Source organism: Alsobacter sp. P4_H11 (assembly GCF_056400925.1).
Genome location: NZ_JBFUKI010000001.1, coordinates 651,017 through 676,945, shown reverse-complemented (window position 1 = coordinate 676,945; position 25,929 = coordinate 651,017). Strand labels below are relative to the sequence as shown.

Here is a 25,929-nt window from a genome sequence, read left to right as displayed (position 1 = left end):
CAGGGTGAGGGCCTGCCGGGCCTCGAAACGGCTGTGAGTGGCCATGCGGCGCGCCGGTGTGATAGGAGGCGCGCCAAGAGATCACGGGGGCGCGCAGACGCGGCCCATAGAGTTCGGACGGCCATGAACATCTTCGACGACTTCCAGCGCCGGCTCGCCGCCATCATCGCGCGGCTCGGGAGCGAGGGCGCGCTGCCGGCGGGCCTCGACGCCGCCAAGGTGGTGGTGGAGCCGCCGCGCGACCCGCAGCATGGCGACCTCGCCACCAACGCCGCCATGGTGCTCGCCAAGGAAGCGAAGTCGAACCCGCGCGCGGTTGCGGCGCTGATCCAGGCCGAGCTCGCCAAGGAGCCGGGCGTCACGGGCGTCGAGATCGCCGGGCCGGGCTTCATCAACATCCGCCTCGACGTCTCGCTGTACCAGGAGGTCGTGCGCGCAATCGTAAGCACCGGCAGGGCTTTCGGACAGATCGTTCATGCGGCGCCCGAGAAGGTGAATGTCGAGTACGTCTCGGCAAATCCGACGGGCCCGATGCATGTCGGCCACGGTCGCGGCGCCGTGTTCGGCGACGCGCTCGCCAACCTGCTGGCCTTTGCGGGCGCGGACGTTACCCGCGAATACTACATCAACGACGCCGGCGCGCAGGTGGACGTGCTCGCCCGCTCCGCCTTCATTCGCTACCGCGAAGCGCTGGGCGAAGAGGTTGGCGAAATACCCGAGGGGCTCTACCCGGGCGACTACCTCGTGCCGGTCGGCCAGAAGCTCGCGGCCGATCACGGGCGCGCACTGCTCGGCAAGCCGGAAGCCGAATGGCTGCCCACCGTACGCCAGGTCGCGATCGACATGATGATGGATATGATCCGGCATGATCTCGCCGCCATCGACATCCACCACGACGTGTTCTTCTCCGAACGGTCGCTGTCGTCTGCGCCGGACCAGATCAAGGCCACGATCGAGGATCTGCGCGCCCGCGACCTCGTGTATGAGGGCCGTCTCCCGCCGCCCAAGGGCGCGGCGATGGAGGACTGGGAAGATCGCGAGCAGACGCTGTTTCGCGCCACCGCGTTCGGCGACGACGTGGACCGCCCGTTGCTGAAGTCGGACGGCTCCTACACGTATTTCGCCTCGGACATCGCGTACCACGCGTCGAAGTTCGATCGCGGCTTTACGACGATGATCGACGTCTGGGGCGCCGACCATGGCGGCTACGTGAAGCGCATGGCGGCGGCCGTGAAGGCCGTGACGGGCGGAAAGGGCGCGCTGGACGTCAAGCTCTGCCAGCTCGTGCGGCTCTTGCGCAATGGCGAGCCGGTGAAGATGTCGAAGCGCTCCGGCGAGTTCGTGACGCTGCGCGACGTGATCGAAGAAGTGGGTCGCGACCCTGTCCGCTTCATGATGCTGTTTCGAAAGAACGACGCGACTTTGGACTTCGACCTCGCCAAGGTGATCGAGCAGTCCAAGGAAAACCCGGTTTTCTACGTCCAGTACGCGCATGCGCGCTGCCGGTCGGTGTTCCGGCAGGCCGAAACGGCCTTCCCGGGCGCGTCTTTCGAGCGGGACGCGCTGCGCGACGCCGATCTTTCGGTCCTGACCGACGCGGCCGAGCTGGACGTGATTCGGCGCCTCTCCCAATTTCCGCGGATCGTGGAAGCTTCAGCTCTGGCGCATGAGCCGCATCGGGTCGCTTTTTACCTGTATGACTTGGCAAGTGACTTCCACGGCTTGTGGAACAGAGGCAAAGAAGCGCCGCATTTACGCTTTGTTATCGAGACTGATCGAAATTCGTCCTATGCAAGGCTGGCGCTGGTTGACGCCGTGACGTCGGTTCTTGCTGCCGGACTCGGCATCCTCGGGGTGACCGCGCCGGACGAAATGCGCTAGCGCGCGGGGCTCGTGGCGGCACTGCATCCGTCTTCGGACGGACTTGTATCGTGCCAGAATGGATCACACCATTCAGACGCGGCCCGGCGATCTCGCGCGGGGAGCCCGATGGCGCATGAGCCAATCGGTGCGGGTTAAAGCGGGTGTGTCCATGAACGAGTTGAACAGGCAGCAGCGGCCGGTGATCGACCTCGACGAGCTCGAGCGCCAGCTGCGGGAAGCCGCTGGTCCGCGCAACTCGGCGCGTGAGGAGCCCGTGGCCTCGCAGCCGCAGCGCAACGACGACCCGCTCGCCGAGCTGGCCCGCATCGTCGGCCAGGACGATCCCTTCAAGTCGCTCTGGAACGGCCGTGACGGCGCCGGCCGGGTCGAGCCCTCCATGCAGGCCGTCCCGCAGTCGAGCGCCCAGTCGTTCGACGAGCAGCTCGCCGCTTATCAGACCGAGGGCGCGTACCGGGGCAACCTGCCGTACCAGCTGCGCCAACCCGCCGCCCACGACGCCGACGAGCAGCGCTGGGACGCCCGCACGGCCGCCGACGAGCGCGAGGCCCCGGCCGCTCACAGCATCTATGACGAGCGGTACGCCCAGGCGGAAGCCGAGCCGGTTTACGAGCCGCAGGGCCAGTTGCCGCCGCACCAGGAGAATTTCGAGGAGCCGCCCCGCAAGCGCAGCAAGATCGCGATGTTCGCCGCGGTGGCGGCCGGCCTCGTGGTGGTCGGCGGCGGCGCCTATGCGTGGAAGGGCGGCAACTCGCCCCTGAAGATGGCCGGCGGCGCGCCGCCCTTGATCAAGGCCGAGACCGGCCCCTCCAAGATTCAGCCCGCGAACCCGGGCGGCCTCGAAGTGCCGAACCAGGATCGCCGGATCTACGACAAGGCGCAGGCCCCCGAGGACCTGAAGACCGTGAAGATCTCCGGCCGCACCGAGCAGCCGCTCGACGTGGAGCAGGTGACCCGGCGCGACATTCCGGCCGAGGCGCCCGCCACCGTCGCCGCCACCACGACAACGGGCGGCGTTTCGGCGCCCAAGCCGCCGGCTCCGGCGTCCGGCCTGCCGCAGCTGGGCGAGCCCCGGCGCGTCAAGACCGTGTCGGTTCGTCCCGATGGCACCATCATCGATTCCGAGCCGGTGCCGACTCGCGTCGCCTCGCTCGGCGCCGTCGCGCCGACGGTCGCGCCTTCGACGCCGACCTCCACGGGCGCGACGCCGATGCCGGCGGCCCGGCCGAAGCCCGCTTCGCCGCTGACCACCGCCACCACCTCGCCGGCGCCCAAGCCCCGCACCATCGAGGAGGCCTCGGCCGCCACCACGGCGAGCGTTCCGGCCGCGCCCCGGCCCGCGCCGGCCGCGCCGCGCCAGCAGGTCGCATCCGTGCAGCCCGCCACGACGCCGGCCGCCACGTCCTCGATCGCCGAGCCCGCTTCGGGCGGCTATGCGGTGCAGCTCGCCGCGCCGCAGAGCGAGGGCGAGGCCAAGGACGCCATCTCCAAGCTGCAGAAGCGCTTCGCCGACGAGCTCAGCGGGATGCGGCCCGGCGTCCGCAAGGCCGACGTCAACGGGAAGACGATCTACCGCGTCCGCGTCGGCGGCCTCTCCAAGGACGACGCCACCGCGCTGTGCACCAAGCTGCAGGGCGCCGGCGGCCAGTGCTTCGTGGCGAAGAACTGAGTTCTTCTCGACTTCAACGTGAAAAGCCGCGGTTCGCCGCGGCTTTTTGCTTTTGGAGCGGATGCAATGATGGGCCGGGTTGACCGGCTCGTGACCCGCCATTAGCCCTTGGCGCATGAGCATTCGCGCCTTTATCGCCGGCTGCGCCGGCACGGTCCTGACCCCGCACGAGATCGCGTTCTTTCACGAGGCGAACCCGTGGGGATTGATCCTGTTTCGGCGCAACGTCGAGAGCCCGGAGCAGCTGCTGACGCTGACGTCGGAGTTCCGCCATGCGGTGGGCCGCGCCGACGCGCCCGTGCTGATCGACCAGGAGGGCGGGCGCGTGCAGCGCATGGGGCCGCCGCACTGGCGCGCCTACCCGCCGGCCCGGCGCCTCGGCGAACTCGCCGCCAACGACCCGCTGACCCGGCGCGAGCTGACGCGGCTCGCCGGCCGGCTGATCGCGCATGACCTCCTGACCGTCGGCATCACGGTGGATTGCCTGCCCGTGCTGGACGTGCCGGTGCCGGGTGCGCACGGCATCATCGGCGACCGCGCCTACGCGCAGGACCCGGAGACCATCGCGGTGCTGGGCCGCGCCGCCGCCGAGGGCCTGATGGCGGGCGGCGTGCTGCCGGTGATCAAGCACATGCCTGGCCATGGCCGCGCCCGGGCGGACAGCCACGAGGCGCTGCCCACCGTGGAGACGGCGCTGCACGATCTCGCCGGGCGCGACTTCGCGCCCTTCGAGATCCTCTCCGACATGCCAATGGCGATGACCGCCCACGTTGTTTATGCGGCCATCGACCCGGATGCGCCCGCCACCACGTCGCCAATCGTGTTCGAGCAGGTGATCCGCGGCGCGCTGGCCTATGACGGGCTGGTGATGAGCGACGACATCTCCATGAAGGCGCTGAGCGGCACGCTGGCCGAACGCGCCACGGCGGCGCTGCGGGCCGGCTGCGACGTGGCGCTCTATTGCCACGGCGTGATGGGCGAGATGGAGGAGGTCGCGGCCGCCGTGCACGACCTCTCGGGCGACGCGCTGCGCCGGGCCGAGGCTGCGCTGGCGCGCATCCGCCACCGGCCGGAGCCGCTTGATCCTGTGGAAGCCTGGGCGCGCCTGGACGCCGCGCTTGCGGTGGGCGTCTAGGAAGCCCACGATTCGGCGACGTCCACGGTGGGCGCGAATCAGCGGGGACCCGTGGCCAGGCTCGACCAGCAGCTCGATTTCGAGGATCCGGTCCGCGTCGATCGCGGCGAGGCCGAGCCCGCGATGATGGTCGACGTGGACGGCTTCGCCGGTCCGCTCGACCTGCTGCTGGAGCTCGCCCGGCGCCAGAAGGTCGACCTGCACAAGATCTCCGTGCTGGCGCTGGCCGAGCAATATCTCGTGTTCGTCGAGCAGGCGCGGCGCTTCCGGCTGGAGCTGGCCGCCGACTACCTCGTGATGGCCGCCTGGCTCGCCTATTTGAAATCGCGCCTGCTGCTGCCGGCCCCGCCCAAGCCCGACGAGCCCTCGGCGGAGGATCTGGCCGAGAGCCTGGCGCGCCGGCTCGTGCGCCTGGAGGCGATCCGCGCCGCCGCGCAGAAGCTCGTGGAGCGCACGCGCCTCGGCCGTGACGTGTTCGCGCGCGGCATGCCCGAGCCCGTGGTGGTGACCAAAACGGCCGAATGGGAGGCGAGCCTGTTCGACCTCCTGTCCGCCTATGCCCGCGAGCGCCAGAAGCACGCCCTCTCGCATGTCACCGTGCACGCCCGGACGGTGTGGTCGCTGGCGGAGGCCCGCGAGGCCCTGATGCGCCTCGCAGGCGTCGCGCTCGACTGGACCGTGCTGGACGACTACCTCACGGCCTACATGGTCGAGCCCGCGATGCGCAAAACCGTGCGGGCGTCGACCTTCGTGGCCGCGCTCGAGATGGTGCGCGAGGGCATGCTGGAGCTGCAGCAGGACCGCGCATTTGCGCCCATCTGGGTAAAGGCGCGCACCGCGGCCGCGCGCGCCGCCCGGGCCTGAGAAAGCGCCGATGCGCCGATTGAACCTAGCCGACCGAAGCGGCGACGCCGCCGCCGACGCTCTGGACGCCGCGATCGAAACCGCGTTCGACGCCGTCGAGGAAGCGCGCTCCTTCGCGGAGGCGTGCCGGATCGCCGAGGCGCTGCTCTTCGCGTCGTCCGAGCCCCTGGCGGCGGACGCCATCGCGAGCCGTCTGCCGGGCACGGTGCCTGTCGCGGCCGTTCTGCGCAGCCTGGAGCAGGAATATGCGGCGCGCGGCGTCAACCTCGTCCAGCTCGCCGGGAAATGGGCGTTCCGCACGGCCGAGGACCTCGGCTACCTGCTGTCCCGCGAGGCGATCGAACCGCGCAAGCTCAGCCGCGCCGCGCTGGAGACGCTGTCGATCATCGCCTACCACCAGCCGGTGACCCGCTCGGAAATCGAGGACATTCGCGGCGTGTCGACCAGCCGCGGCACGCTGGACGTGCTGATCGAGACCGGCTGGGTGCGCCTGCGCGGCCGCCGCAAAGCGCCGGGCCGGCCGGTCACCTATGGCACCACCGAAAACTTCCTGGTGCATTTCGGCCTCAACCGGATCGACGATCTGCCGGGCCTCGACGAGCTGAAAGGCTCGGGCTTCCTGGACGGCCGGTTGCCGCCGGGCTTCGGCGTGCCGTCCCCGTCAGACGATCCGTCGCTGCGCGAGGACGAGGAGCCGCTCGGCGAGGACCTTCTCTCGGCGCTCGAAGAAGAGCGTATCAACGAAGCGCCGGAGCCGCTGAAGGACGACGACGATCGGTAGAGAGCTTCTTGTTTTCGCCGCATCGAACGCCTAGTTTCCGGGCGACATGACAATTTGGGGCCCGGCGCGCCGGAGAACCCGACAGGGAGTGCAGCCATGGGTGGCGTGAGTATCTGGCACTGGATCGTCGTCGGCATCGTCGTGATGCTGCTGTTCGGGCGCGGCAAGGTGTCCGACCTGATGGGCGACGTCGCCAAGGGCATCAAGTCCTTCAAGAAGGGCATGGCGGACGACGAGGTCGAGACCGCCGCGGCGGCGCGCCCGGCCGAGCCCGTGCGTCCCATCGAGGACCAGCGTCCCGTCACGGCGCAGCCCGCCCCGGTCGGCGAGCGCAAGCTCGGCTAAAACCCGCGCAGCGCCGGTCTCTCGATAGCCGGCGGAGCATGGGTCGTGGCCCGGCGCGCTTTCCGCATGGCGGCGGCGCTTCGGGCTCGAACTTCCGGCTTCCCTGCTTTATGAGGATGGCGCCGCCTCAGCCGAGGTGGCGCTTCGTTTCGTCCGGATGACAAGACCGCCATGTTCGATATCGGGTGGGGAGAGTTCGTCGTCATCGGCGTGGTGGCGTTGATCGTCATCGGGCCGAAGGAGCTTCCGAGCGTTCTGCGCACCGTGGGCAAGACGGTCGGCAAGGTGAAGCGGATGGCCGGCGAGTTCCAGGGCCAGTTCCAGGACGCGATCCGGGAGATGGACATCGAGGACGCCCGCAAGACGGTCGAGGGCATCCACACGGACGTGTCCTCGTCGCTGAACACCGGCTTCAATCCCATCCAGACCATCCGCGACGAGATCAAGGCCGCCACCGAAACGCCCGCGAGCGGCGCGGCGGCGCTGCCGGAAACGAATTTCAACATTCCCGAGCCGCCGCCGGTGCCTGACCTGACGCCCGAGCAGATCCAGGCGGCGTTCGGGCCGGTGGTCCCCAGCGACACGCCGTCCGGCGAGGGCGCCTTCGAGGTCGCGGCGGGCGAACCCGCCCCCGCCAAGCCCAAGCGTTCGCGTAAGAAGGCCGAGGCTGCGGCGACCGACGCCAAGCCCGCCGACGCGCCGGCGGCCGACGCCGAACTTGCCGCGCCGGTAATCGCTGTTTCCACCGCGCCGGTGACGCCCGAGGCGGTCGAGGCCGCGGCCGCACCCGCCAAGCCGAAGCGCCGCGCGCCGGCCCGCAAGACCAAGACCACGGACGACGAGGGTAGCGCCTGATGAGCCACGAGGACATCGAGGCCACCAAGGCGCCGCTGATCGAACACCTGATCGAACTCCGCAGCCGCCTCATCAAGGCGATGGTGGCGTTCGTGATCATGTTCGTGATCTGCTTCGCGATGGCGCGGCAGATCTACAACATCCTGATCTACCCCTATATTCTGGCCGCCGGCGACGCCTCGCAGGTTCGCCTGATCTACACGGCGCCGCTCGAATATCTGTTCACGCAGATCAAGCTCGCGGTGTTCGGCGCCAGCTTCTTCTCGTTCCCCGTGATGGCGACGCAACTCTACAAGTTCGTCGCCCCCGGGCTCTACAAGAACGAGCGCGACGCGTTCCGCCCCTACCTCGTGGCGACGCCGCTGCTGTTTCTGCTCGGCGCCGCCGTGGTGTTCTTTATCGCCATGCCGCTGGTGATGCGCTTTTCCATCGGCCAGCAGCAGATGATCGAGGGCGAGGCCGCCATCCAGCTGCTGCCCAAGGTCAGCGAGTACCTGTCGCTGATCATGACGCTGATCTTCGCCTTCGGGATCAGCTTCCAGCTGCCGGTCGTGCTGACGTTGCTGGCCCGCGCCGGCTTCATCGACGCCCAGTTCCTGAAGGACAAGCGCCGCTACGCCATCGTACTCGTCTTCGTGGTCGCGGCCGTGCTGACGCCGCCCGACGTCATCAGCCAGCTCGCGCTCGCGGTGCCGACGCTGCTGCTCTACGAAGCCTCGATCCTCGCCGTGCAGATGGCCGAGAAAAAGCGCAACGCCGCCGCAGCCGCCGCGGACACGACCGCCGGCTGAGCGCCGCCATGCGCTCCCTCTCCCTGGAACAGGGAGAGGGCTGGGGTGAGGGCGCCGCCGCCTCCGCGGTTCGCCAAGTTCAAGCTGGAGCCGCCCCGATCCTCACCCTATCCCTCTCCCCTTGAGGGGGAGAGGGGACGCTCAAGGCCGGCTCGCGTTGCGATGGACGTTACGATGCAGTTGCCACCGGCGTCGCGCTGCGCCAAACAGCAGGCGCGGGCCGCTGCGGCGGCGGGGCCAAGAGGCGGGCGACGGCTATGTACGACATCAAGTGGATTCGCGAGAATGCGAGCGCGTTTGACGCCGGGCTGGAGAGCCGGGGCGCGGCGCCGCTCTCCGCGACGCTGCTGGCCATCGACGATCGGCGCCGGGCCGCGATCGGGCGGGCGCAGGCGGCACAGGAGCGGCGCAATGCGCTGAGCAAGGAGATCGGGCAGGCGATGGCCGCCAAGGATCTCGCGCGCGCGGAAGCCCTGAAGGCCGAGGTCGCCGCCCTGAAGGACGCGTTGGCGACCGCCGAGGCCGAGGAGAAGGCGACCGTCGCGGAGCTCGACGCCGCACTGGGAGCCATCCCGAACACGCCCGCGCCGGACGCTCCGCTGGGCCGTGACGAGCACGACAACGTCGAGCGTCACAAGGTGGGCGCGCCGCGCACGGCCGCTACGCTGGGCTTTGCGCCCAAGCAGCATTTCGAGGTGGGCGAGGGGCTCGGCCTCATGGACTTCGAGGCCGCAGCCAAGCTGTCCGGCGCGCGCTTCGTGGTCAACAAGGGCGGGATGGCGCGGCTGGAGCGCGCGCTCGGGCAATTCATGCTGGACCTGCACACGCAGGAGCACGGCTACACGGAGGTGAACCCGCCGCTGCTGGTGCGCGACCCGTCGTTTTTCGGGACCAATCAGCTGCCGAAGTTCGAGGACGACCAGTTCTGGGCCGTGACGAGCGACCTCTTCGACAATTTCGAGCCGGCGCCGGGCGTCGACCTGAAGGATGCTCTGCGGGAGAGTTTCCGCGCGGCCCGCTACGGCCTCATCCCCACCGCCGAAGTGCCGCTCACCAACCTCGTGCGCGAGTCCATTCTCGACGACAAGGAACTGCCGCTGCGCTTCACCGCGCTGACGCCGTGCTTCCGCGCCGAGGCGGGGTCTGCCGGTCGCGACACGCGCGGCATGATCCGCCAGCACCAGTTCACCAAGGTCGAGATGGTGTCGATCACGACGCCGGAGACCTCGCGCGACGAGCACGAGCGCATGACGGCCTGCGCCGAGGAGGTGCTGAAGCGCCTCGATCTCGCCTACCGGGTCGTGACGCTGTGCACCGGCGACATGGGCTTCGGCGCGCAGAAGACCTACGACCTCGAGGTCTGGCTGCCGGGGCAGGACGCCTACCGGGAGATTTCTTCCTGCTCGGTCTGCGGCGACTTCCAGGCGCGGCGCATGAATGCGCGCTACCGGCCCGCCGAAGGCAAGAGCACGCGCTTCGTGCATACGCTGAACGGATCGGGCGTGGCGGTGGGCCGCGCGCTGGTGGCCGTGCTCGAGACCTACCAGAATGAGGATGGCTCCGTGACGGTGCCGTCGGCGCTCGCGCCCTATATGGGCGGCGTCACGCGAATCGAAAAGGCGGCCTGATCCATGCGTATTTTGGTCACGAACGACGACGGCATCCACGGTCCCGGCCTCACGGTCTGCGAGGCGATCGCGCACGCGCTGTCGGACGACGTGTGGACGGTGGCGCCCGAGACGGACCAGTCCGGCGTCGCGCATTCGCTGACGCTGAGCGACCCGTTGCGGCTGCGTCAGATCGACGAGAAGCGCTTCGCCGTGAAGGGGACGCCCACCGATTGCGTGATCATGGGCGTCCGCCACATCCTCAAGGACAAGAAGCCCGACCTCGTTCTGTCGGGCGTCAACAAGGGCCAGAACGTCGCCGAGGACGTGACCTATTCGGGCACGGTGGCGGGCGCGATCGAGGCGACCATCCTGGGCATTCCCGCCGTCGCGCTGTCGCAGGCCTATGGGCCGGCCGGGCGCGACGCCATCAACTGGAAGGCGGCCGAGCTGCATGCGCCGGGCATCATCCGCAAGGTGCTGGAGGCCGGCATTCCCAGCGGCGTGCTCGTGAACGTGAACTTTCCCAACTGCGAGCCCGGAACGGAGCTGAGCGCCGTGGTGGGCACGCAGGGGTGGCGCTCGCAGGAGTTCCTGCGCATCGAGGAGCGGGCGGACGGGCGCGGGCTGCCGTATTTCTGGATCGGCTTCGTGCGCGGCAAATACCCGATCGAGCAGGGTTCGGACCTCCACGCGCTGGCCAATGGCAGGATCTCGGTGACGCCGCTGCGCATCGACCTCACCGACGAGCCGACGCTGACACGCTACGCGCAAGTGTTCGGCGGCTGACCGCATGAGCGCCACCCTCGACCGTGGCGGCCAGGAAGCGCGAATCGCGTTTTTGATGGCGCTGCGGTCGAAGGGCCTGCGCGACACGCGCGTGCTCAGCGCGTTCGAGACGGTGCCGCGCAGCCGGTTCGTTCCGCAGCGCTTCGTCGACCTCGCGATGACGGACGTGTCGCTGCCGCTGGCCTGCGGGCAGACCACGCTGGCGCCGTCGCTGATGGCCGAGATGATCACGGCGCTCGACGTGAAGGCGGAGCACCGGGTGCTGGAGATCGGGGCGGGCTCCGGCTACGGGACCGCGATCCTGGCGCGGCTGGCCGGCGAAGTGGTGTCGCTCGAGCGCTACCGGTCTCTCGCCATCGAGGCCGATCTGCGGTTGCGCGCGCTCGGGGTGCTCAACGCGCAGGTGCATCATGCCGATGGCCGGCTCGGCTGGCCGGACGGCGCGCCCTATGATCGCATCCTGATCCACGCCGCCGTCGAACGATTGCCGCCGGCCCTGATCCTGCAGCTCGCCCCCCTGGGCCGTGCCATCGCGGTGGAGCGTGGGGGAGGGCGGTCGTTCCTGGCCCGCTACGCGCACGGAGCCGGGCTCGACGAGGTCACGCGCGTGACGCTCGCGCCACTCAGCCTGCCGCCGCTGATGGACGGGCTGGCGCGGAGCCTGTGAGCCGGTCGGCGGATGACGGGTTCACTGGGCGAAAGCTTTAACCATGCTGGGGCGTTACTGTCCGGTTAACCGCAAGCGGCCCCTGTATAGTGAATCAAATCGTCGAATTCTGAGGGCGGGGAACCATTCCTTAACCCCAACCGGGCATTAATGACGCTCAAGGTTTCGCGTCGTGTTCGGTCTCAGTGGGTAGTGTCATGCGTGTGCGTTCCCGTTCCGCCGTTGTGCGTTCGGCCCCCCGCCTCCTGGTCGTCGCCCTGCTGGGCGGGGCTTCCGCGGCCTGCAGTTCTGACACGTTGCGGTTTGCAGACAATCCCTTCCAGAACCCCTTCGGGCAGTCGTCCCGCTTCGAGCCTGGCTCGACCGGCAGCCTGCCGGCCACGGGCGCTCGGCCGCAGATGCAGTCGCAGGCCCAGCCTTCGACCTTCCAGGGCGTGGCGCCAGCCGGCGCGGTGAGTTCGGCCCCGTTGCCCGCGCCCGTCGCGTCGGCGCCGCTGGCGGCTCCCTCGGCTTCCGCTCCGCATCGCCAGATGGCGGCCGCGGCTGCGCCGGTCACCGGCGCGGTGAAGGGCTGGACCGCCCAGGGCGGCTCCACGGTCGCGGTCGGGCAGGGCGAGAGCGTCGCCACGCTGTCCAACCGCTACGGCGTGCCCGAGACGGCGATCCGCTCGGTGAACGGGCTCGCGCCCGGCGCCCGGCCCGCCCCGGGCGCTCAGCTGATCATTCCGGTCTACAACGCGGTCGGCGCCGCAGCGCCGGCGTCGGCCCCCCAGCCCACCATGGCCGCCGCGCCTGCTCCGGCGCCCGCGCCGGTCGTGGCGGCCGCCAAGGCGGCCCCCGCGCAGGTCGGCAAGGCGCGCATGCAGCTTGTCCAGGGCGCCCGCGCGGCGTCCGACAAGGGCCAGGCGGCTCCGGCCGCGGCGGCCCAGGTCGCGGCCGCTCCGGCAGCGCCCGCCAAGGTCGTTGCCAAGGTCGAGCCGAAGCTTGCGCCGGTCGCGCCCGCCAAGGCGGCGGCTGCCCCCGCCAAGCTCGCGCCCGCCGCGGTCCCGGCCAAGCCGGTCGTGGTCGCCAAGGCGGCTCCCGTCGCCCCCGCTCCGGCGGTTGCCGCTCCCGGCAAGCCCGCCATCGTCGCGAAGGTCGAGGCCAAGCCCGTCGATGTGAAGCCCGCTCCGGTCGCCCCCGTGAAGGTCGCGACGGCGCCGGCCGCGCTGCCCGCAAAGGCGGCGCCTGCGCCGGCCGCCACCCCGGTCGCGGCCGAGCCGGCCGAAACGGCCAGCATCGAGCCGTCCGCCCGCGCGGCGAGCAACGCCGAGTTCCGCTGGCCGGCGCGCGGCCGCGTCATCAACGGCTTCAACAAGTCGGGCGGCAATGACGGCATCAACATCGCGCTGCCGGAGGGCACGCCCGTGAAGGCGGCCGAAGGCGGCGAGGTGGCCTATGCGGGCAATGAGCTTAAGGGCTACGGCAACCTCGTGCTGGTTCGCCACCCGGACGGCTGGGTCTCGGCCTACGCCCACAACGGCGAGCTGAAGGTGAAGCGCGGCGACAAGATTTCCCGCGGCCAGCTGCTGGCGCTGTCGGGCCAGTCCGGCAACGTCGCCTCGCCGCAGCTGCACTTCGAACTGCGCAAGGGCTCGACCCCGGTCGACCCCATGCCGCACCTCGCCGGCAACTAAGCCAAAGAATCAGGGCGGCCGAAAGGCTCAGCCTTCAGGAAAGTCGACCAGCGCCCGCGAGACACGAGGGCTGGTCGGTCGTAGGCGGGCGGCGCGTCGGGCGTCGCCCGCTTCGTTTCAGGGGTTCGCTCAGTCCTGCGCCATGCAGGCGCTGCCCTGGTGGGCCGGGCGCTCCTCGCCATTGGGATGCGACGGCGCCGGAAGCGGGCCATCCAGCGCGGCTTCGATCAGGCGGGCGTAGTCGTCTCTCGCGAACTGCTCGCCGAGTTCGCTGGCGAGGTTCAAGTAGCCGCCCCAACCGGCGCGCAGCATCTCGGGGGAAGGATCCAGCAAGGCGAGCCGCACCGCCCGCAGAATGGCGCGGAGCTCGGGCTCGGTCAGATCCACGCGCCGACCGGCAGCGCGCAACTGTCGGGTGAGTTCGTCCTGCAGAGCTCCGATCCGTGACACGCCATTCTCCAGTCACGGCATGCGCCGTGATTGATGCTCGCCTGATAGCTTTCACCCACATGTGCGCCAGCGCACAAGCCGTGTCTCTTCGAACGAAGACATTCTGCAATTCGCTGAACGGCCCCGCGTTCCCGGCGCGTGCGGCTTCGCATCGGAAGCGGGTTGGAAATCCGGGCGAAAGCCTCTATGCCTCCGCGCGAGCCGCCTCGGCTCGGGAGGGACGCCTCTCACTGTCGCGAGGCCTTGCCGAGGTCGCCATGTCCACGCCGCCGCTCATCGAGCGCCTGTTCGGGTTCGTCGAGGCCAGCCACGCGCGGGCCATGGCCGCCTTGCTGCTCGCCTGCCTGGTGCTGTTCGCCCCGGGGCTGCGCTCGCTGCCGCCGATGGACCGCGACGAGCCGCGCTTCGCGCAGGCCACCAAGCAGATGCTGGAGACGCGCGACCCGGTCGACATCCGCTTCCAGGGCGAGGCCCGGCACAAGAAGCCGGTCGGCATCTACTGGATGCAGGCGGCCGCGGTTTCGGCCGGCGAGGCGCTGGGCGTACCAGAGGCGCGCACCACCATCTGGCTCTATCGCTTGCCATCCGCGCTGGGCGCGATCCTTGCGGTGTTGTCCACCTATGCGGCCGCTGCGGCGCTGACCACGCGGCGCGCGGCGTTCGTGGCGGCGCTCTTGTTCTCGGCCGTGATCCTGCTCGGCGTCGAGGCGCGCCTGGCCAAGACGGACGCGGTGATCGCCGCCACGGTGGCGATCACGATGGCCGCGCTGGCGCGCGTCTACATGAACCAGGACGACCGCACCTGGCGCCTCTCGTGGGGGTGGTTCGCGGCGTTCTGGATCGCGATGGGCGTCGGCGTCCTCGTAAAGGGGCCGATCACGCCCGCCGTGGTGGGGCTCGCCGCGCTGGTGCTGTCGATCGCGGACAGGCGCGTGGGCTGGCTGGGGCGGCTTCGGCCGCTGCCCGGCTTCGCGATCCTGCTCCTGATCGTCGCGCCCTGGTTCGTCGCCATCACGATGAAGAGCGGCGTCGCCTTTTTCCAGGAGGCTGTCGGGCAGGACATGCTCGCCAAGGTGGGCAGCGGCAAGGAATCGCACGGTGCGCCGCCCGGAACCTATCTGGCCGCGTTTCTCGGCACGGGCTGGCCGCTTGCGCCGTTCTTCCTGCTGGCGCTGCCTTTCGTCTGGCGCGCGCGGCGCACTCCGACGGTCCTGTTCGCGATCGCGTGGGCGCTGCCCATGTGGATCGTGTTCGAGCTCGTGCCGACAAAGCTTCCGCACTATGTGCTGCCGCTCTATCCGGCGCTCGCGATCCTGACGGCGCTTGCCGCCGAGGAGGGCGCCCTGGCGATGCGGGGCTGGGCGCCGAAGGTTGCGGCCGGCCTGCTGCCGCTGCTCGCACTGGCGCTGTTGGCCGGCGTGACGGCAGGGTTCGTGCTGTATGAGCGCACGATCCCGATCGTGGCGCTGGTTTTGCTGCTGGCGGCGCTTGGCGTCGCTATCGCGGCGTGGCGTTCCACCATGGACGGCCTGTTCGGCACCGCGGCCGTGCAGGCAGTGGCGGCTTCCGCCATCGTGGCCTGGGGAGCCTATGCGTTCGCGGTTCCGCAATTCCGGACGGTGGCGATTAGCCCGCGTCTGGTCGCGGCCGTGCAGGCCGCCGAACGGGCCGGCGCCTGCCGCGGGCCGGAGCTCGCGACGGCGGGCTTCAGGGAGCCGAGCCTGGTGTTCCTGGGCGGCACCAATCTGGCGATGACGGACGGCGCCGGAGCGGCGCAGTTCCTGGCCGGCCCCGGGTGCCGCGCGGCCTTTGTTGTCAGCGCCATGGAGCCGCAATTCATCGAGGCCGCCCGCAACGCCGGCGTGATCGCGCGCTTGTCCGATCGCGTTCAGGGCTTGAACCTGAATGGCGGCCGCAAGCTCGACATCGGCGTCTACTGGCGCCAGGAGGCCCCGGCCGCGCCGGCCAACACTGCGCCGCCCGCGGCCGCCCCGGCGCAGCCCGCGCCGGCTCCCGCGCAGCCCGCAGAAGCCCCTCGGCCGGAGCCTGATGCTGCGGCCGCCGCGCCCGCCGAAACCGCGCCGAGCCCTTCGCCAGCGCCTGCCGCGCCTGCTCCGGCGCCGTCCAGGTCTCCGGCGGAACCCACGAAGCCGGCTGAAACGCCCCCCGCCGCCGCGGCGCCCGCTCCGGCGGATCCGGTTCCGGCTGCTCCCGCCGACGCCCCCAAGGCCCCATGAGGAGGCGCGCCGCGCCGATCCGATGTCCATGATCGAACCCGCATCGCCCCGCATCAGCATCGTGGTTCCGGTCCGCAACGAGGCCGGGAACGTCGGCCCGCTGGTGGCCGAGATCGAGGCCGCCTGCGCGCGGCTGGGCGCCTTCGAGGTCGTCTACGTCAATGACGGCTCCACCGACGCCACCGAGAGCGCCCTTATCGACCTGATGGCGACGCGCCCGTGGTTGCGGCAGATTCGTCACGCCAGCAGCTGCGGGCAGAGCGCCGCCGTGCGCAGCGGCGTGCGCGCCGCGACTGCGCCGATCGTCGTTACCATCGACGGCGACGGCCAGAACGACCCCGCCTACATCCCCAAGCTCGTCGAGGCGCTGGACGCGGCCGGCGCGTCGGCCGGCCTCGCGGCAGGGCAGCGCCTCGGGCGCAAGGACACGGGCTTCAAGAAGCTGCAGTCGCGCATCGCCAACGGGGTGCGGTCGCGGGTGCTGCGCGACGGCACGCGCGACACCGGCTGCGGGTTGAAGGCGTTGCGCCGGGACGTGTACCTGTCGCTGCCCTATTTCGACGCCCTCCATCGCTTCATGCCCGCTCTGGTGCGGCGCGAGGGCTACGAGGTCGTCCTGGTGGATGTCGTGGATCGGCCGCGGCTCACCGGCGTTTCAAATTATGGCTTCTTCGACCGCCTGTGGGTCGGCATCCTGGATCTTGCGGGCGTCTGGTGGCTCATCCGTCGGCGTCGCACGGCGCCGGTCGCAACCGAGATCAAAGCGCCCGTCGGGCGGGAGACGCCCTGATGCTCGTCGCCTTTTCGCACGGCCTTGCGGACTATCTCTGGGACGTCTTCATCGCCCGCTTCGACTTCTGGCTCGCATTCGGAATCGGGGCGCAGCTTCTGTTCACGGCGCGCTTCCTGGTGCAGTGGATCGCCAGCGAAAAGGCCGGAAAGAGCGTGATGCCGATGGCGTTCTGGTTCTTCTCGCTCGCCGGCGGCTTGATGACGCTGGTATACGGCATCGTCCGGCGAGAGCCCGTGATCATCCTCGGGCAGGCGTTGTCGGTGTTCATCTACGTGCGCAACGTCATGCTGATCCTGAAGGAGCGCGACTAGGCTCACGCCGTAGGGAGCACCTGGAAACCCGGCGCGGGCTCGTCAGTGCGCTCCGTAACGACGATTTTTTCCACCGCCGAGAGGCGCGGTCCCCGGTTGCAGGCCTGCGCCATGGCGTCCACGGCTTCGGGCTCGCCGTAGAACAGAGCCTCCACGGTTCCGTCCCGCCGGTTGCGCACCCAGCCGGACAGGCCCGCCATCCTGGCTTTGTACTCGGTCCAGGCGCGGTAACCGACACCCTGGACCTTGCCGAAGACGATGACGTGAACGGTTCTGGCCATGGGGCGCGGGTCCATTTGCGTGTATCGGGGTGAAATGCGATCAAACGTCTCGCCTCAAAAAGTCGAGGCCTTTGGCGTTCGCCGACAGTATGGAATTATACTGCCCTCGCGCGATGTCGAATCGTCGCCTTGCGCCGGGGGGCGGAACGGAATGGCGGGGCCGATCGTCTACGGGACGACCGACCGCGGGTATGGGTCTAACGAGAGGTTTTCGATGCGCATTGTAGTCTTGGCTTTGGTTGCGACGGGCCTCGCGGCCTGCGTTTCGACTCCCACCCGGGTCGCCGTCACCACGCCAGCCGTCGTGGCGCCGCCGCCCGCGCCGTCGGCGCCAGCCGCCAAGCGCATCGCCTACACGGGAACCGGCAGCTACATCCTGCCCGACGGCACCGTCGTGGCGGCCGAGCCGGGCGGCGGCTTCACGCTGCCCAACGGCGCCCGCGTCAGCGCCGACGGAGCCGGCGGCGTGGTTCTGCCCAACGGCGCGCGCTGCACCTCGGACGGCCAGAACGGTTACATCTGCCCCTGAGCGCTCCCGGCGAAGCGGCGCGCCGGATCGGCGCGCCAGCCGGCCTGAGGGGGATGGATGCGGCTCTGGATCAAGGACCCGATCGCGATCCTGGCCGAAGGGGCAGGGCGCGGCTTCGTGGTCGAGAATGGCGTGATCGCCGGCCTCGTTCCGGCGGCCGCGCCTGATCCCACCGACGTCGACGCGGTGTTCGACGCGTCCCGCCACGTCGTGCTGCCGGGCCTGATCAACACCCACCACCATTTCTACCAGACGCTGACGCGCGCCCATCCGGCGGCGATCAACCGTGAACTGTTTCCCTGGCTGCAGGCGCTGTATCCGATCTGGTCGCGGCTGGATCCAGACAGCTTCCGGGTGGCGGTCCGGTTGGCCCTGACGGAGCTGCTGCTGTCGGGCTGCACCACGGCGGCGGACCACCATTATTTGTTTCCGCGCGGGCTCGAGCGCGCAATCGACATCGAGGTCGAAGAGGCGAGGGCGCTCGGCATCCGGGTCACGGTGACGCGCGGGTCCATGAACCTGTCGCAAAAGGACGGCGGACTGCCGCCCGACAGCGTGGTGCAGGATGAGGACGAGATCCTGGCCGACAGCGAGCGCGTGCTCTCGCTGTTCCACGATGCGCGTCCGGGCTCGATGACCCAGGTGGCGCTGGCGCCGTGTTCGCCGTTCTCGGTGACGCGGCGGCTGATGACCGAGAGCGCCCGGCTGGCCGAGCGCTTCGGCTGCCGCCTCCACACCCATCTGGGCGAAACGCGCGACGAGGACGCGTTCTGCGTCGCCACCTATGGCTGCCGCCCCGTGGACCTGCTGGAGGACACGGGCTGGCTCTCCGGCCGGACCTGGCTCGCCCACGGCATCCACTTCGACGACGGTGAGCTCTCGAGGCTGGGCCGGCACGGCGTCGGGGTCTGCCATTGCGCGACCTCCAACGCCACCCTGGCGTCGGGCTTCTGCCGGACGCTGGATCTTGAGGCCGCGGGATCGCCGGTCGGCCTCGGGGTAGACGGCTCGGCGTCCAACGATTCGTCCAACATGATGGAAGCCGTGCGGCACGCCGTGATGGTGGGGCGGCTCCACTACGGCTCTGCGAGCCGCGTGACGCATCTGGACGCCCTGCGCTGGGCCACGGAGGGTTCGGCGCGATGCCTCGGGCGCGACGACATCGGCGCGATTGCGCCCGGCATGCAGGCCGACCTTGCGCTGTTCACGCTGGACGAATTGCGGTTCTCGGGCGCGCACGACCCCATCGCCGCGCTGGTGCTTTGCGGGGCGCACCGCGCCGACCGCGTGATGGTGGCGGGCCAGTGGAGGGTGATCGACGCCGTGCCGGTGGGCGTCGACCTTGCGGCGCTGCGGGCCGAGCACGGCCGCGCGGCGCTGCGTTTCGGCTGATCGCCCGCGCGCGGCGCAACCGTGGCGCGGTCTCGCCGTTGATCCGAAGTTCCAGGAAGGCCAGCCGCACTTGCTCACCCTTTATCGCGACGAAGCCGGCACGGTTCGCACGAGCACCGATCCCGATCTGCCGGGCGAGGTGATCTGGCTTGACCTGTTCGACCCCACGCCCGAGGAACGCGAATTCGTCGAGAAGCGGGCCCGCGTTAGGGTGCCGGATCGAGACGCGCTCAGCGAGATCGAGGCGTCGAGCCGGCTCATCGCCGAGGAGGGAGTGCTCTACCTGAGCACGCCCATCGTGGGAAAGAACGACGCCCAGGGGCCGATGCTGTCGCCGGTCGGCTTCGTGCTCGCGCCCAAGCTGCTGGTCACGATCCGCTACGCCGAGCTCAGCGCGTTCGACGCCGTGGTCGAAACCGTGCGCAAGGACAAGACGCTGGCGAGTGCGCTGGGCGTGTTCACGGCTTTGCTGGAGGCCGTGGTGGACCGGGGCGCGGACGTACTGGAGAGCCTCGGCGCCGAACTCGACCGGCTGTCCCGGCAGGCGTTTCGGGGCGATCCGTCCAACCCGCGTCATGCCGTGCGCTCCACCCAGCGGCTGCGGCTGACTTTGACCAAGATCGGGGCGATCGGCGACCGCGTGTCGATGGCGCGCGACGTGCTGCTGGGCGTTGGGCGCATCGCAGCCTTCACGCAGGAGGTCGGCCGGGAGTGGATCCCGGGAGAATTCAAGAACCGCCTCGCGGCCGTGTCGCGCGACATCGCATCGCTGAACGACTACGAGGCGCATGTCTCCAACAAGACGCAGTTCCTGCTGGACGCGGTGCTCGGCTATATCAGCATCGAGCAGAATGACGTGTTCAAGGTGCTCACCATCGCGTCCGTGGTGGGCATCCCGCCCACCATCATGGTCGGCGTGTGGGGCATGAACTTCAAGCACATGCCGGAGCTCGACTGGCTCTGGGGTTACCCGCTGTCGCTCGTCGTGATCGTGCTCAGCGGCGCGATCCCGCTGCTGTGGTTCAAGCGGCGCGGCTGGTTCTGACCGCGTACGGGCTTTTCGCCGCAACCGGCGCGTGTTGACGCTGCGCTCCGGCGGGGCGAGTCTGCCCGCTCAGGGAGTACTCCGCATGCGTTTCCGGGCCATCCTCTTGGGACTAGCGAGCGTTCTGGCCGGCATGGCCGGCATGGCCGGCGCGCAGGCGGCGGATCTCGTCGTGGTGAAGCCCAAGCGCGGGCCCGTTGCGGTGATCATCCAGGGCAAGATCGACACCGGCGACAGCCTGCGCTTCGCCGAGATGCTGCTGGCGCTCGACGAGGCGCGCCAGCCGATCGGCATGCTGGCGCTGGACTCGCCGGGCGGCTATCTCGGTGAAAGTATCGCGATCGCCGAGACGGTGCGCCGCCGCCGCATCCCGGCGCTGGTGGCCGGCACCTGCGCGAGCGGCTGCTTCATGATCTTCGCCGCCAGCCCGAACCGGCTCGCGGCCCGGTCGGCGCGCATCGGCGTCCACACCGCCTATACGCGCTCGGGCGCCAGCGACAAGGGCACGGCCGTGATGGCGTCCTACGCGGAGCGCTACGGCGTGCCGCGGACCGTAATCGGCAAGATGATCGCCACGGCGGCGCCGGACATCGCGTGGCTCGACCGACGCGACATCCAGGCCATGCACGTGCGCCAGCGCTAGTTACGCGGCGCGCAGATCCTCACTGCGCACATGCGCCTCGAGTCGGTCGAGCGCGCGGGTGAGCTTGTCGAAGAGCTCGTCCACCTCGCCGGCATTGATCACCAGCGGCGGGCAGACCGCGACCGTGTCGCCGAGATTGCGGACGATGAGGCCCTCCTGCTGGGCGAGGTTGGTGGCCTTGGCCCCGATCGTCTTCTTGATGTCGAAGGCGCGCTTGGTGGTCTTGTCGGCGACCAGCTCGATGCCGGCCACCAGGCCCTTGCCGCGCACTTCGCCGACCAGCGGGTGGTCGCGCAGCCTGTCGAGGTGCTTCCAGAAGCCCGGCAGCAGCGACTGCACGTGCCCGACGATGTTGTCGCGCTGGTAGATCTCGATGGTCTTGACGCCCAGCGCCATGCCGACCGGGTGGCCCGCATAGGTGTTGCCGTGCCCGAAGGTGCCGATCTTGCGGCTCTCGTCCAGCATGGCGGCGTAGATCTTCTCGGGGATCATCACGGCCGAGACCGGGAAATAGGCCGACGTGATCGCCTTGGCGCAGGACATGGTGTCCGGGCGCACGCCCATGGCTTCCGAGCCGAACATCGTGCCGAGCCGCCCGAAGCCGGTGATCACCTCGTCGGCGATGAACAGCACGTCATACTTGTCCAGCACGCGCTGGATCTTCTCGTAGTAGCCGACCGGCGGCACCGTGACGCCGCCCGCGCCGCCCACCGGCTCGGCGATAAAGGCCGCGACGGTCTCGGGTCCTTCGCGCAGGATCAGCTCTTCCAGCTCGTCGGCGCAGCGGGTGGCGAACTCCTCCTCGGTCTCGCCGTCCTTGCCGAGCCGGTAGTAGTGCGGGCAGGAGGTGTGGAGGATGTTCTTGATCGGCAGGTCGAAATCGGTGTGGTTCGCCGGAAGCCCGGTGAGCGACGCCGAGGCCACCGTGACGCCGTGATAGCCCTTGATGCGGGCGATGATCTTCTTCTTCTCCGGCCGACCGATGGCGTTGTTGTAGTACCAGACCAGCTTCACCTGCGTGTCGTTGGCGTCCGATCCCGAGGCGCCGAACAGCACCTTGGAAACCGGCATGGGGGCGATCTCCTTGAGCTTCTCGGCCAATTCGATCGCCGGGTCGTTGCTCTTGCCGCCGAAGATGTGGGTGAAGGGCAGCCGCGACATCTGCTGGCGCGCGGTCTCGACCAGCTCCTCGTTGCTGTAGCCCAGCGAGGTGCACCAGAGGCCGGCCATGCCCTCGATGTAGGGCTTGCCGTCGCTGTCATAGACCCAGACGCCCTTGCCGCTCTCCAGCACCAGCGGGCCCGCTTCGCGGAAGGCCGCCAGGTTGGTGTAGGGGTGGATCATGGTCTCGACGTCGCGCGTCTGCAGGTTGGTCAGCATGGCCGTTCACATACTCGATGGGTGAAGGCCGGCATCTTGGGGACGCGCTCCCCCCGCGTCAAAGGCAAATCCGGCGCGGAATGGCTCCCTTGCGCCGGACGGGGAGGGAAGCGAGGCGCGCAGCCAGAGGCGACACCGAGTTTGGGCACAACTCTTTCCTTCATCCCCGGCGGCGCGAAGCGCCGGGAAGGGGATCCAGGGCATCCGCGCCTTTGCCCTGGATCCCCTTCCCGACCTGCTGCGCAGGTCGCCGGGGATGACGGCGAGGAGGTGAAAATTGGGTCTCGGCCTGTCGTCACTGCGGGCGGAGCAAAACAATCCAGCCTTCGGCTCGCAATCACGGGAGGCGTACGAAAAAAGGCCGGGATCGCTCCCGGCCTTCGTTCTTCATTCTTTCGAGGCTCACGCCTGCTGCTGGATCGCCGAGAGTTTCCAGCCGTCGCCGGCGTCGCGGCGGAAGGTCCAGATCTCGGTCACGTCCTGCGGCTTCACGGGGTCGCCCTCGACCACCTTGCCGGAGGCGCGCTCGAACAGGGCGTTCACCACCGAGAAGCGCATCGCCACCGTGGCGTAGTCCGTTGAGCCCTCGCGCCAGGCTTCGGCGAGGTCGCCTTGCTGGAGCTTCACGTCCTTGACGCGGTCATGCAGGCCCTTGGCGGCGTTGTCGGCCAGTTCCTGGCCGAAATAGCTCGCCATCTCGGGCGTCGTGAACCGACGCAGCGCGCCCTCGTTCTCGGCGTCCCAGGCGGCGTTGATGTCGCCGAGGAGCTTCTCGAACGATTCGAAGTCGGCGGGCGCCACCTCGATGGGGGTCACGGCCGGAGCCGGCTGGGGCTGTGCCCCGCCGAAGCCGCCGAAGCCCGCGCCGCCGGTCGCGCCTCCAAGCGCGCTGCGCTGCATGCCAGGCGCATCGCCCGGGCCGGCGCCGGCCGCCGCCATGGCGGGCCGCTGGGGAGCGGGCGCGCCGTTGCGGTTGCGGAACCAGTTAATGGCGAAGCGCACCACGAAGAACACCAGCGCGAGCTGGATGATGAGGCCGAGGAACGACATGATGCCGCCCAGGCCGCCGAAGAAGCCGTTGCCCATCAGCGCGCCGAGCAAGCCCGCGCCGAGCAGGCCGCCCATCAGGCCCATGCCGAAGCCAGGCTTGCTGAAAAGGCCGCCGCGGGTCGCGCCGGTCGTCTGGCCCGCCATGGAAGGCGCGCCGGGCTGCGTGATGCTGCGTTCGATCGGGGCGGCCGTGCGGGGCGCGGTCGCGGTTGAAGGCGGAGCCGAAAACGTGTTCGCGCCGCGGCTGCCGAAGCTGCCGCCCTTGCCGGGCCTGGCCTCTGCGGCTCCAAGGCCAAGCGCGATGATGGCCGCCGCAGTGAAGAGAACGCGGCCGGGCCGCGAGGTCTTGAGAATGGTCATGGTCCTACCGTAAGGGCCTTTCATGGGCGTCCTGCCCACCGTTCGAGCATATGGGGAGGCCCCTAAGGAATTTCAAAGGGGGCATGCGCTTGCGCTTGCGGGGCTTGGCGACTATAAGCGCGCGCATTCCACACGCGGACTTTCGGCTTCACTGCCGTTCCGGTGCCACCCGGGCGAAATCGCCCGGCCCACTGTCCGCGGAGGCTCAACCGGAGAAGTAGAACACCATGGCTCTGCCCGATTTTTCCATGCGCCAGCTCCTCGAGGCCGGCGCCCATTTCGGCCACCAGTCGCACCGCTGGAACCCGAAGATGCAGCAGTACATCTTCGGCACCCGCAACAACATCCACGTAATCGATCTCGCCCAGACGGTGCCGATGCTCCATCGCGCCCTGCAGGCGATCTCCGACACGGTGTCGCGCGGCGGCCGCGTGCTCTTCGTCGGCACGAAGCGCCAGGCGGCTGACTCCATCGCGGACGCGGCCAAGCGTTCGGCCCAGTACTACGTCAACTCCCGCTGGCTCGGCGGCATGCTGACCAACTGGAAGACGATCTCGGGCTCCATCCAGCGCCTTCGCAAGGTCGACGAGACGCTCGCGGCCGGCGCCGCCGGCCTCACCAAGAAGGAGCGCCTGATGCTCTCCCGTGAAAAGGAGAAGCTCGAGCGCGCCCTTGGCGGCATCAAGGACATGGGCGGCGTGCCCGACCTGATCTTCGTGATCGACACCAACAAGGAGCAGCTGGCGATCCAGGAGGCCAAGCGCCTCGGCATCCCGGTCGCCGCCATCGTCGACACGAACTGCGATCCGGACGGCATCACCTTCCCGGTTCCGGGCAATGACGACGCCGGCCGCGCCATCGCGCTGTATTGCGACCTCGTTTCGCGCGCCGCCATCGACGGCATCTCGCGCGGCCAGGGCGCTCTCGGCATCGACATCGGCGAGATGGAAGCTCCGGTCGAGGAAGAGCTCGCTCCGGCTCCGGCCGCCACCGACGCGGGTTCGCCCACCGGCGAAGCCTTCGAGCTGCTTGCGGCTCCCCGCGGCGCTCCGGACGACCTTTCCAAGCTGACCGGCGTCGGCCCGCAGCTCGAGAAGAAGCTGAACGAGACCGGCCTGTTCCACTACTGGCAGTTCGCCGCCATGACCCCGGCCGATGTGGCCCAGGTCGACGCGACCGCCAAGCTGAATGGCCGCATCGAGCGTGACGGCTGGGTCGCCCAGGCCCGCGCGCTGCTCGAAGCCGCGTAAGCAGGCGTCCCGCTCGCCGGATGGCCGCCCTTTGGGGCGGTCATTCCCGCGACGCTGGCGAGGTGTTTCGATGGCGGCGCCGTGGCGTCGCCCACTCACGGGAGCGGCCGCCGTTCCCGTGTTTTCACATGATCGATCGAAAGGTGAACCATGGCTACGATTTCCGCCGCTTTGGTGAAGGACCTGCGCGAGAAGACCGGCGCGGGCATGATGGACTGCAAGGCCGCCCTCGAGGCGAATGGCGGCGACATCGAGCAGGCCATTGACTGGCTGCGCACCAAGGGCCTCGCGAAGGCCGCCAAGAAGTCCGGCCGCATCGCCGCCGAGGGCCTCGTCGCCGTTGCGGTGCACGACAACCGCGGCGTTGTCGTCGAGGTGAACTCCGAGACCGACTTCGTCGCCCGCAACGAGGAATTCCAGGCGCTCGCCCGCACCATCGCGGATGTCGCGCTGGAGAAGTCGGCCGACGTCGAGAAGCTTGCCGGCACGCATTACCCGGGCGGCGGCACCGTCCAGGAGGCGATCAGCAACACGATCGCGACCATCGGCGAGAACATGACGCTGCGTCGCGCCGCCGAGCTGCAGATCCACAAGGGCGTGATCGGCCAGTACATCCACAACCTCGTCGCGCCCGGCCTCGGCAAGATCGGCGTGATCGTGGCGCTCGAGTCCGAGGGCGGCAACACGGCCGAGCTCGCGGCGCTCGCCCGGCAGGTGGCGATGCACATCGCGGCCGCCAGCCCGCAGGCGCTGGACGCCTCCGGCCTCGACCCGGCCATCGTGGCCCGCGAAAAGGCCGTGCTGGCCGAGAAAAACGCCGGCAAGCCCGCGCACGTCCTCGAGAAGATCACCGAGAGCGGCCTGAAGACCTACTACAAGGAGGTTTGCCTCCTGGAGCAGGCCTTCGTGCATGACGGCTCCAAGTCGGTCGCGCAGGCCGTGAAGGAGGCCGAGGGCCGCGTCGGCGGCGCCATCAAGGTGACGGGCTTCCATCGCTACGCGCTGGGCGAGGGCATCGAGAAGCAGGAAACGGACTTTGCGGCGGAAGTCGCGGCCGCGGCCGGCGGCCAGGCCTGAACGGCTTTGAAACGGCGGCGCCCAGCGCCGCCGTTTTTATGTGAAGGCCCCTTTTTTCCGCGGAGCGAACG

Annotated in this window: 25 protein-coding genes; 21 read left to right on the top strand and 4 right to left on the bottom strand. The window is 69.5% G+C overall.

The annotated features are described in order from the left end of the window. The first annotated feature begins 123 nt into the window (after positions 1–123). The 12 genes from argS to AC1DSZ_RS03055 all read left to right on the top strand — a co-directional run bounded on the left by argS (position 124) and on the right by AC1DSZ_RS03055 (position 13,060). Entirely contained in the window at positions 124–1,881 is a 1,758-nt protein-coding gene (argS, locus tag AC1DSZ_RS03110) for an arginine--tRNA ligase (RefSeq protein ID WP_476836914.1), read from the top strand. Positions 1,882–2,032: 151 nt separating this feature from the next. Next, a complete protein-coding gene (locus AC1DSZ_RS03105; protein WP_476836913.1) occupies positions 2,033–3,550 on the top strand; it encodes an SPOR domain-containing protein in 1,518 nt (505 codons plus the stop codon). Between the two features lie 115 nt (positions 3,551–3,665). After that, on the top strand, positions 3,666–4,685 hold the full coding sequence (gene nagZ, locus AC1DSZ_RS03100; RefSeq protein ID WP_476836912.1) for a beta-N-acetylhexosaminidase: 1,020 nt from the start codon (positions 3,666–3,668) through the stop codon (positions 4,683–4,685). 123 nt (positions 4,686–4,808) lie between these two features. Further along, entirely contained in the window at positions 4,809–5,549 is a 741-nt protein-coding gene (locus AC1DSZ_RS03095) for a segregation and condensation protein A (RefSeq protein ID WP_476837000.1), read from the top strand. A gap of 10 nt (positions 5,550–5,559) precedes the next feature. After that, positions 5,560–6,330 (top strand): SMC-Scp complex subunit ScpB, encoded by a 771-nt coding sequence (gene scpB, locus AC1DSZ_RS03090; RefSeq protein ID WP_476836911.1) that lies wholly within the window; start codon positions 5,560–5,562, stop codon positions 6,328–6,330. 96 nt (positions 6,331–6,426) lie between these two features. Then, the gene (locus AC1DSZ_RS03085) at positions 6,427–6,675 is read left to right on the top strand and encodes a twin-arginine translocase TatA/TatE family subunit (RefSeq protein WP_476836910.1); all 249 of its coding nucleotides are present in this window, start codon (positions 6,427–6,429) and stop codon (positions 6,673–6,675) included. A 171-nt stretch (positions 6,676–6,846) separates the two neighbouring features. Further along, positions 6,847–7,530: a Sec-independent protein translocase protein TatB gene (gene tatB, locus AC1DSZ_RS03080; protein WP_476836909.1), complete on the top strand. Its 684-nt coding sequence runs from the start codon at positions 6,847–6,849 to the stop codon at positions 7,528–7,530. Beyond that, positions 7,530–8,321, top strand: a complete 792-nt coding sequence (gene tatC, locus AC1DSZ_RS03075; RefSeq protein ID WP_476836908.1) for a twin-arginine translocase subunit TatC — start codon at positions 7,530–7,532, stop codon at positions 8,319–8,321. The genes tatB and tatC overlap by 1 nt, the downstream gene beginning before the upstream one ends. A 257-nt stretch (positions 8,322–8,578) precedes the next feature. Next, positions 8,579–9,949, top strand: a complete 1,371-nt coding sequence (gene serS / locus AC1DSZ_RS03070; RefSeq protein WP_476836907.1) for a serine--tRNA ligase — start codon at positions 8,579–8,581, stop codon at positions 9,947–9,949. 3 nt (positions 9,950–9,952) lie between these two features. Beyond that, positions 9,953–10,717 (top strand): 5'/3'-nucleotidase SurE, encoded by a 765-nt coding sequence (surE, locus tag AC1DSZ_RS03065; RefSeq protein ID WP_476836906.1) that lies wholly within the window; start codon positions 9,953–9,955, stop codon positions 10,715–10,717. Positions 10,718–10,721: 4 nt separating this feature from the next. Beyond that, positions 10,722–11,384, top strand: a complete 663-nt coding sequence (locus AC1DSZ_RS03060) for a protein-L-isoaspartate O-methyltransferase family protein (RefSeq protein ID WP_476836905.1) — start codon at positions 10,722–10,724, stop codon at positions 11,382–11,384. Between the two features lie 197 nt (positions 11,385–11,581). Then, complete coding sequence (locus AC1DSZ_RS03055; protein ID WP_476836904.1) at positions 11,582–13,060, top strand: peptidoglycan DD-metalloendopeptidase family protein; 1,479 nt, start codon at positions 11,582–11,584, stop codon at positions 13,058–13,060. Positions 13,061–13,189: 129 nt separating this feature from the next. On the opposite strand, the gene AC1DSZ_RS03050 is transcribed toward AC1DSZ_RS03055, so the two are convergent. Continuing rightward, positions 13,190–13,510 carry a hypothetical protein gene (locus AC1DSZ_RS03050; RefSeq protein WP_476836903.1) on the bottom strand — a complete coding sequence of 107 codons (321 nt, stop codon included), beginning with the start codon at positions 13,508–13,510 and terminating at the stop codon, positions 13,190–13,192. Positions 13,511–13,767: 257 nt separating this feature from the next. On the opposite strand from AC1DSZ_RS03050, the gene AC1DSZ_RS03045 reads away from it, so the two are divergent. From AC1DSZ_RS03045 to AC1DSZ_RS03035, 3 genes are read left to right on the top strand one after another with little or no spacing between them, the layout of a single operon-like run. Then, complete coding sequence (locus AC1DSZ_RS03045; RefSeq protein ID WP_476836902.1) at positions 13,768–15,747, top strand: ArnT family glycosyltransferase; 1,980 nt, start codon at positions 13,768–13,770, stop codon at positions 15,745–15,747. Positions 15,748–15,769: 22 nt separating this feature from the next. Then, on the top strand, positions 15,770–16,537 hold the full coding sequence (locus tag AC1DSZ_RS03040; protein WP_476836901.1) for a glycosyltransferase family 2 protein: 768 nt from the start codon (positions 15,770–15,772) through the stop codon (positions 16,535–16,537). Next, entirely contained in the window at positions 16,537–16,851 is a 315-nt protein-coding gene (locus AC1DSZ_RS03035; protein ID WP_476836900.1) for a lipid-A-disaccharide synthase N-terminal domain-containing protein, read from the top strand. Before AC1DSZ_RS03040 ends, AC1DSZ_RS03035 begins: the two co-directional genes overlap by 1 nt. Before the next feature lie 2 nt (positions 16,852–16,853). Here the strand turns inward: AC1DSZ_RS03035 and AC1DSZ_RS03030 are convergent, their stop codons facing one another. After that, positions 16,854–17,132, bottom strand: coding sequence for an acylphosphatase (locus tag AC1DSZ_RS03030; protein ID WP_476836899.1), 279 nt, complete (start codon positions 17,130–17,132; stop codon positions 16,854–16,856). A 214-nt stretch (positions 17,133–17,346) separates the two neighbouring features. Here AC1DSZ_RS03030 and AC1DSZ_RS03025 point away from each other — a divergent pair, with 214 nt between their 5' ends. From AC1DSZ_RS03025 to AC1DSZ_RS03010, 4 genes are all read left to right on the top strand, one after another. Then, positions 17,347–17,661, top strand: coding sequence for a hypothetical protein (locus AC1DSZ_RS03025; RefSeq protein ID WP_476836898.1), 315 nt, complete (start codon positions 17,347–17,349; stop codon positions 17,659–17,661). A 57-nt stretch (positions 17,662–17,718) separates the two neighbouring features. Continuing rightward, a complete protein-coding gene (locus AC1DSZ_RS03020) occupies positions 17,719–19,053 on the top strand; it encodes an 8-oxoguanine deaminase (protein WP_476836897.1) in 1,335 nt (444 codons plus the stop codon). A gap of 70 nt (positions 19,054–19,123) precedes the next feature. Next, positions 19,124–20,098: a magnesium transporter CorA family protein gene (locus AC1DSZ_RS03015; protein ID WP_476836896.1), complete on the top strand. Its 975-nt coding sequence runs from the start codon at positions 19,124–19,126 to the stop codon at positions 20,096–20,098. Between the two features lie 85 nt (positions 20,099–20,183). Next, positions 20,184–20,741, top strand: coding sequence for an ATP-dependent Clp protease proteolytic subunit (locus tag AC1DSZ_RS03010; RefSeq protein ID WP_476836895.1), 558 nt, complete (start codon positions 20,184–20,186; stop codon positions 20,739–20,741). On the opposite strand, the gene AC1DSZ_RS03005 is transcribed toward AC1DSZ_RS03010, so the two are convergent. Then, entirely contained in the window at positions 20,742–22,121 is a 1,380-nt protein-coding gene (locus AC1DSZ_RS03005) for an aminotransferase (protein WP_476836894.1), read from the bottom strand. A gap of 402 nt (positions 22,122–22,523) precedes the next feature. Further along, on the bottom strand, positions 22,524–23,531 hold the full coding sequence (locus tag AC1DSZ_RS03000) for a Tim44 domain-containing protein (protein ID WP_476836893.1): 1,008 nt from the start codon (positions 23,529–23,531) through the stop codon (positions 22,524–22,526). A 227-nt stretch (positions 23,532–23,758) separates the two neighbouring features. Between AC1DSZ_RS03000 and AC1DSZ_RS02995 the strand changes: the two genes are divergently transcribed. Both AC1DSZ_RS02995 and tsf read left to right on the top strand, forming a co-directional pair. Further along, on the top strand, positions 23,759–24,781 hold the full coding sequence (locus AC1DSZ_RS02995) for a 30S ribosomal protein S2 (protein WP_476836892.1): 1,023 nt from the start codon (positions 23,759–23,761) through the stop codon (positions 24,779–24,781). A gap of 150 nt (positions 24,782–24,931) precedes the next feature. After that, on the top strand, positions 24,932–25,858 hold the full coding sequence (tsf, locus tag AC1DSZ_RS02990) for a translation elongation factor Ts (RefSeq protein WP_476836891.1): 927 nt from the start codon (positions 24,932–24,934) through the stop codon (positions 25,856–25,858). Positions 25,859–25,929: the final 71 nt, after the last annotated feature.

Bases quoted from the DNA above. Each gene is read 5' to 3' on its own strand.
- AC1DSZ_RS03030 (WP_476836899.1), bottom strand. From the start codon at position 17,132: ATGGCCAGAACCGTTCACGTCATCGTCTTCGGCAAGGTCCAGGGTGTC.
- tatC (WP_476836908.1), top strand. From the start codon at position 7,530: ATGAGCCACGAGGACATCGAGGCCACCAAGGCGCCGCTGATCGAACAC.
- AC1DSZ_RS03005 (WP_476836894.1), bottom strand. From the start codon at position 22,121: ATGCTGACCAACCTGCAGACGCGCGACGTCGAGACCATGATCCACCCC.
- serS (WP_476836907.1), top strand. From the start codon at position 8,579: ATGTACGACATCAAGTGGATTCGCGAGAATGCGAGCGCGTTTGACGCC.
- AC1DSZ_RS03045 (WP_476836902.1), top strand. From the start codon at position 13,768: ATGTCCACGCCGCCGCTCATCGAGCGCCTGTTCGGGTTCGTCGAGGCC.
- AC1DSZ_RS03040 (WP_476836901.1), top strand. From the start codon at position 15,770: ATGTCCATGATCGAACCCGCATCGCCCCGCATCAGCATCGTGGTTCCG.
- AC1DSZ_RS02995 (WP_476836892.1), top strand. From the start codon at position 23,759: ATGGCTCTGCCCGATTTTTCCATGCGCCAGCTCCTCGAGGCCGGCGCC.
- AC1DSZ_RS03055 (WP_476836904.1), top strand. From the start codon at position 11,582: ATGCGTGTGCGTTCCCGTTCCGCCGTTGTGCGTTCGGCCCCCCGCCTC.
- AC1DSZ_RS03060 (WP_476836905.1), top strand. From the start codon at position 10,722: ATGAGCGCCACCCTCGACCGTGGCGGCCAGGAAGCGCGAATCGCGTTT.
- AC1DSZ_RS03085 (WP_476836910.1), top strand. From the start codon at position 6,427: ATGGGTGGCGTGAGTATCTGGCACTGGATCGTCGTCGGCATCGTCGTG.
- AC1DSZ_RS03010 (WP_476836895.1), top strand. From the start codon at position 20,184: ATGCGTTTCCGGGCCATCCTCTTGGGACTAGCGAGCGTTCTGGCCGGC.
- nagZ (WP_476836912.1), top strand. From the start codon at position 3,666: ATGAGCATTCGCGCCTTTATCGCCGGCTGCGCCGGCACGGTCCTGACC.
- AC1DSZ_RS03020 (WP_476836897.1), top strand. From the start codon at position 17,719: ATGCGGCTCTGGATCAAGGACCCGATCGCGATCCTGGCCGAAGGGGCA.
- argS (WP_476836914.1), top strand. From the start codon at position 124: ATGAACATCTTCGACGACTTCCAGCGCCGGCTCGCCGCCATCATCGCG.
- AC1DSZ_RS03035 (WP_476836900.1), top strand. From the start codon at position 16,537: ATGCTCGTCGCCTTTTCGCACGGCCTTGCGGACTATCTCTGGGACGTC.
- tsf (WP_476836891.1), top strand. From the start codon at position 24,932: ATGGCTACGATTTCCGCCGCTTTGGTGAAGGACCTGCGCGAGAAGACC.
- AC1DSZ_RS03025 (WP_476836898.1), top strand. From the start codon at position 17,347: ATGCGCATTGTAGTCTTGGCTTTGGTTGCGACGGGCCTCGCGGCCTGC.
- surE (WP_476836906.1), top strand. From the start codon at position 9,953: ATGCGTATTTTGGTCACGAACGACGACGGCATCCACGGTCCCGGCCTC.
- scpB (WP_476836911.1), top strand. From the start codon at position 5,560: ATGCGCCGATTGAACCTAGCCGACCGAAGCGGCGACGCCGCCGCCGAC.
- AC1DSZ_RS03000 (WP_476836893.1), bottom strand. From the start codon at position 23,531: ATGACCATTCTCAAGACCTCGCGGCCCGGCCGCGTTCTCTTCACTGCG.
- AC1DSZ_RS03095 (WP_476837000.1), top strand. From the start codon at position 4,809: ATGATGGTCGACGTGGACGGCTTCGCCGGTCCGCTCGACCTGCTGCTG.
- tatB (WP_476836909.1), top strand. From the start codon at position 6,847: ATGTTCGATATCGGGTGGGGAGAGTTCGTCGTCATCGGCGTGGTGGCG.
- AC1DSZ_RS03105 (WP_476836913.1), top strand. From the start codon at position 2,033: ATGAACGAGTTGAACAGGCAGCAGCGGCCGGTGATCGACCTCGACGAG.